Here is a 4,578-nt window from a genome sequence, read left to right as displayed (position 1 = left end):
GCCAGCACCGTCGGCAGCGTCGCGATCAGATCCGACATCCCGTCCACGCCCGGAACGACCCGGATGCACCGGGTCTCGCGCCCCGCCCGGTGCCGCTCGGTCACCGTCCGTGGATGCAATCGCTGCACCGCGACCGCGAGCCGGGACTTCAACCGCGCTGGGCTCGAGACCTCTCCCGCCAGCGAAACAGCCACAGCGTCGAACGCCTCACGCGCCTCGACGGGCAGTTCCGCCCCGACCTCGGCGATCACCCGCACGTGCCGCCGCGTTAACGCCCCCGCTTCCCACGCCGTCACCGTCGCCGGATACGACTCCACCAGCGTCAACGCATCGCCGATGTCGCGCTGCACCGTCCGATCAGACGCCCCACACGCCGCCGCAACCTCGGACGCCACCTCCCGCATCGCCATATCCGACGCCCGCGCCGACGCCCGCGCCGAAGCCGCGGCATCCAGAGCGAACCGCCCCGCCGCCGCCAACGCCCGCACCCGCGCAACCTCCGCCAAAGCCACCGCCGCCTCTGCCGCCACCACCTCGGTGACCAGCCCCGCGAGCACATCGACGTCACCGGCCGGCGTAGAGCTCGGGCGGTCTGCGGACCCGGCGCCACCAGACGAATCCATCGAAGACATGTTCGAATTTTAGCCCTGGCATCCGACATTCCACCGCGCCGCCAACGGCATCCGTGGACAACTCGTCCGGTTCACCCGCTGGGGAGGAACCCTCCACGACCCCCCTCGACACCGACCGGCGGGTCCTCGTCAGGAGCCACGAAAGAGCGCGACCCGGCATCCAGCACGGGGGCTGTGGTCACCCCGGTCCCGAGCGAGAATCGCGCGACCGGGGATCGACCCGTGCCGCGACGGCACCATGAGGCGGGATTCCGCACCGCGTCGAGCGCGACCCTCCACCTACCCCGCCGCGCGCGACAACTCCGCGTGGAGCGCATCGACCAGCCGTGCGAAGGTCTCGTCGATCGACTCGGGTTGCCGGAAGCCGCCGAGCCGCTCGAGGTCGGTGAACCCGTGCAGCGCCGAGCGCACGAAGCGGATGCGATGCACGTCGCGGGCACCGTCGCCGTATCCGGCGAGCGCGCGGGAGATCTCGTCCACGATCGCGCCGGCCGCCTGCTCCCACTCCGGCCCGATACCTCCGCGCTGGGCGAGTTCGTACATTCCCGGGCGCTCTCGGGCGAAGCTTCGGTAGGCCTCGGCGAGCGAGGTCAGCGCATCGCGCGACGACAGCCCGCGCGACGACCGCGCGAGGGCCTCACCGAAGGAGCGCGTCGCGGACAGGGCGACCCGCTGAGTGAGGTCGCCGAGCCCTCCGACGTGTTTGTACAGACTGGGGGCCGCCACCCCGAGCTCTCCGGCCACGCGGGCGAGCGAGAGGGCATCCAGCCCCTCGGCATCGACGAGGTCGGCGGCGCGGCGCACGACGACGTCGGGGTCAAGCCCGGCCCGCGCCATCGCGCACCTCTCCGAGCAGACCGAGCATCGCCTCGGCGACGACCTCGGGCGCCTCGAGCATGGGGGCGTGACCGACCCCCGGAACCATCACGACCCGCGCCGAGAGCTCGGCGGCGAGCCAGTCCGCTTCGGCCGCGGGGTCTTTCCAATCGGGGTCGGCGGCACCCATCACCACCAGGCTCTGCGCCCGCACGCGCGGGAAGTACGGCGCGACCACGCTGTGGTCGGTGCGCGTCGTCTGCGCGAAAGCGTGCCAGCGCCCCGGGCGGGCGAGACGGCGCGAGAGATGCGCTGCGCGCTCGCGGGCGGTGGACCCGAGACCCGGCCAGAGGGATGCCGAGTACCCGCGCCACACGGCCGGGCCCCAGGGGCGCGCAAGCAGGACGCGCAGCAGGGCGCTCATCGCAGCGTTGCCGTTGCGCGCGAACGGGCCGAGAAGCACGAGTCCGGTCACGAGGTCGGGGCGGGTACCGGCCGCGATGATCGCCGCTCCAGCGCTCATGGAGGCCCCGGCGAGGACGACCGGCCCCCCACCGAGCGCTTCCGCCACCGCCAGCAGGTCTTTCGCCGTGGCAGCGTCACCGTACTCGGCGAACCCGGTGTCGCTGTCTCCGTGACCTCGCAGGTCCGTCAGGGCGACGCGATAGCCGGCGGCGACGAGCCGGTCGGCCACGGGGCCGAACGCGTCGCGCTCGTCCCCCATCGCGGGCGAGCACACCACGAGCGGCCCGGTTCCGCGCACCTCGACGGCCAGTCGAGCGCCGTCCACTTCTACTTGGCTAATGTCCATAGCCAAAAGCTACGCCTATTAGCTTCGGGATGCAACCGGCAGCACCGCGACCCGTTCTCAGTGCCTCACAGGCCTCGGGAGCTTCGAGAGCACCCGCCAGACCCTCGACCCGATCTCACCGGCTCACAGGCCCTCGGGAGCGTCGAGAGCACCCGCCAGACCCGCGACCCGTTCTCACCGCCTCACAGGTCCTCGGGAGCGAGGTCGCCCTGCCCTTCCTCGCCGAGCTCGACCACACCGGGATCCTCGCCCTGCGAGTCCGTGCCGGTGGACTCGGGGTGGATGTCCTCGCGCGGGATGTCCGCGTCATCCGCGGGAATCTCCGCCGGGTCGGCGCCGGTGGCCGTCGCCGGAGCCAGGTCGTCGGGGTCGGCGCCCTCGTCCAGTGCGGTCGTGGCATCCCACTCCGCCTGAGCAGGATCGAGAGCCGGGTCGGATTCGATCGACGTGTCGCCGTCGCGCAGCGGCTGCGAGCGGGTGGGGTCGTCGTCTTCGGCGGGCACGTTCGTGTCCGCCGAAGCAGAACCGATGGAAGCGTCGCTCATGAAGATTCCCTTCGTCCTCCGCACGGGGATCGCGCGGGTCACCGAGTCGGCGACCCTCTCATCCAACGTCCGCCGCGTTCGCGGCCGGGCCCCCTTGACACCCTCACCGCACACCCGACCGCGCCCCGCGGCGCCTCTCGCCGGCTCCGTCACGGCTCCGTCCGCTGTCAACCCTCTGGAGTCCCCGGCGGGGACGGTGTTGCCTGAGTCGGACGGAAGGACACTCATGTCGCATTCGCCCACCTCCCACCCGCGCATCGTGGTGATCGGGGGCGGCAACGCCGGGCTCTCCATCGCCGGACGCCTGCACCGCGCCCGACTCGGCGACATCACCGTCATCGAGCCGCGCACGCGGCACGTGTACGCGCCGTTGCAGTCGCACATCGCCGGCGGGACGGCGCGCGCCTCACAGGCGGTTCGCCCGCAGGCGGACGTCATCCCACCCGGCGTGCGCTGGCTGCGCGATGAGGTGTTCACCGTCGATCCCGAGTCCCGCCGCGTGCACCTCGTCTCGGGCGGACAGCTCGATTACGACCAGCTCATCGTCGCAGCCGGACTGCGGTTGGCCTGGGAGTCGATACCGGGTCTGACCGAGGCCATGGCCGCTCCGGAGGGCATCTCGAACTACGACTACGCCCTGGCTGCGCGCGCCTCCACCGTGCTGCGGGATCTCCGCGGCGGCACCGTGGTGTTCACGCAGCCGCCCGAACCCGCCTCGTGCGGCGCCGCGGCCCAGAAGCCGCTGTACCTCGCGTGCGACTGGTGGCGATCGATCGGCGTGCTCGACGACATCCGCGTCGTCCTCGTGCTGCCCGATCCCGTGCCGTTCGGCATCCCCTCCATCGATCGCGAACTGCACCGTGCGCTCGAGCGCTACGGCGTCGAGGTGCACTACTCCCGCGAAGTGCGGAGCGTGGATGCCACGGCCCGCACGCTCACGATCGGTCACGGCGACGCCGAGGAGACGATCGCGTACGACGTGCTGCACGCCGTCCCCCCGCAGCGCGCTCCCGAGTGGATCGCGGGCAGCGGACTGGCCGCCGACGACGACCCGCACGGTTTCGTCGACGTCGACGACGAGACCCTGCAGCACCGCCGCTACCCCGACGTCTGGTCTCTGGGCGACGCGGCGACCGTCGCGACGCGCCGCTCGGGTGGGGCGATCCGCCCGCAGGCCAAGGTGCTGACGGCGAACCTGCGCTCCGCGCTGCGGGGAAAGGCCCCCACCGCGCGGTACGACGGGTACAGCGTCGTGCCGTTCACCGTCTCGCGCGGGACGGTGGTCTTCGCGGAGTTCGACCGCTGGGGCCGCCCGGCCCCGACCATTCCATTCTGGCGTTCGCTGTCGCGCGAGCGGAGGTCGACCTGGATCGCCGACCGCCGGGTCCTGCCGTGGGTGTACTGGAACCTGATCCTCCGCGGCCTCGCGTAGCCCGATCCCATAGGCCACGCGAGCCGATCCCTCAACCCCCGGGCCGCAACGACTGCGAGGCGCGAAGACTGGGCTCAGCCCCGGATCACCCCACGAAAGGACATCATGGCCCAGGTCATCGAAACCATCGACGTCGACGTTCCCGTTCGCGTCGCCTACAACCAGTGGACGCAGTTCGAGGAGTTCCCGCACTTCATGGGCTTCGTCGAGTCCATCACCCAGAAGACCGACACGCTGACGCACTGGAAGGTCAAGATCGCGGGGGCCGAGCGCGAGTTCGACGCCGAGATCACCGAACAGCACCCCGACGAGCGGGTCGCGTGGAACAGCGTCGGCGGCGAG

General features: G+C 71.6%; 6 protein-coding genes. 2 read left to right on the top strand and 4 right to left on the bottom strand.

Annotated elements, in window-relative coordinates; translation table 11 throughout:
• The 4 genes from LQV45_RS18470 to LQV45_RS18450 all read right to left on the bottom strand — a co-directional run.
• On the bottom strand, positions 1-632 hold a 632-nt coding region (locus tag LQV45_RS18470; protein ID WP_230008273.1), incomplete at its 3' end, for a DUF222 domain-containing protein.
• A gap of 279 nt (positions 633-911) precedes the next feature.
• A complete protein-coding gene (locus tag LQV45_RS35700; RefSeq protein ID WP_290370271.1) occupies positions 912-1,469 on the bottom strand; it encodes a TetR/AcrR family transcriptional regulator in 558 nt (185 codons plus the stop codon).
• Positions 1,450-2,259, bottom strand: coding sequence for an alpha/beta fold hydrolase (locus tag LQV45_RS18455; RefSeq protein WP_230008272.1), 810 nt, complete (start codon positions 2,257-2,259; stop codon positions 1,450-1,452). Before LQV45_RS18455 ends, LQV45_RS35700 begins: the two co-directional genes overlap by 20 nt.
• A 182-nt stretch (positions 2,260-2,441) precedes the next feature.
• Positions 2,442-2,804, bottom strand: coding sequence for a sugar ABC transporter ATPase (locus LQV45_RS18450; protein ID WP_230008271.1), 363 nt, complete (start codon positions 2,802-2,804; stop codon positions 2,442-2,444).
• 226 nt (positions 2,805-3,030) lie between these two features.
• Here LQV45_RS18450 and LQV45_RS18445 point away from each other — a divergent pair, with 226 nt between their 5' ends.
• Positions 3,031-4,236, top strand: coding sequence for an NAD(P)/FAD-dependent oxidoreductase (locus tag LQV45_RS18445; protein ID WP_230008270.1), 1,206 nt, complete (start codon positions 3,031-3,033; stop codon positions 4,234-4,236).
• Positions 4,237-4,341: 105 nt separating this feature from the next.
• Positions 4,342-4,578 (top strand): SRPBCC family protein (locus LQV45_RS18440; RefSeq protein WP_230008269.1); only part of this gene is annotated, 237 nt, incomplete at its 3' end.

The organism is Microbacterium sp. Bi128 (assembly GCF_918698205.1).
The sequence above is the reverse complement of the archived record's forward strand: the minus strand, read 5'-3'. Positions and strand labels throughout refer to the sequence as shown.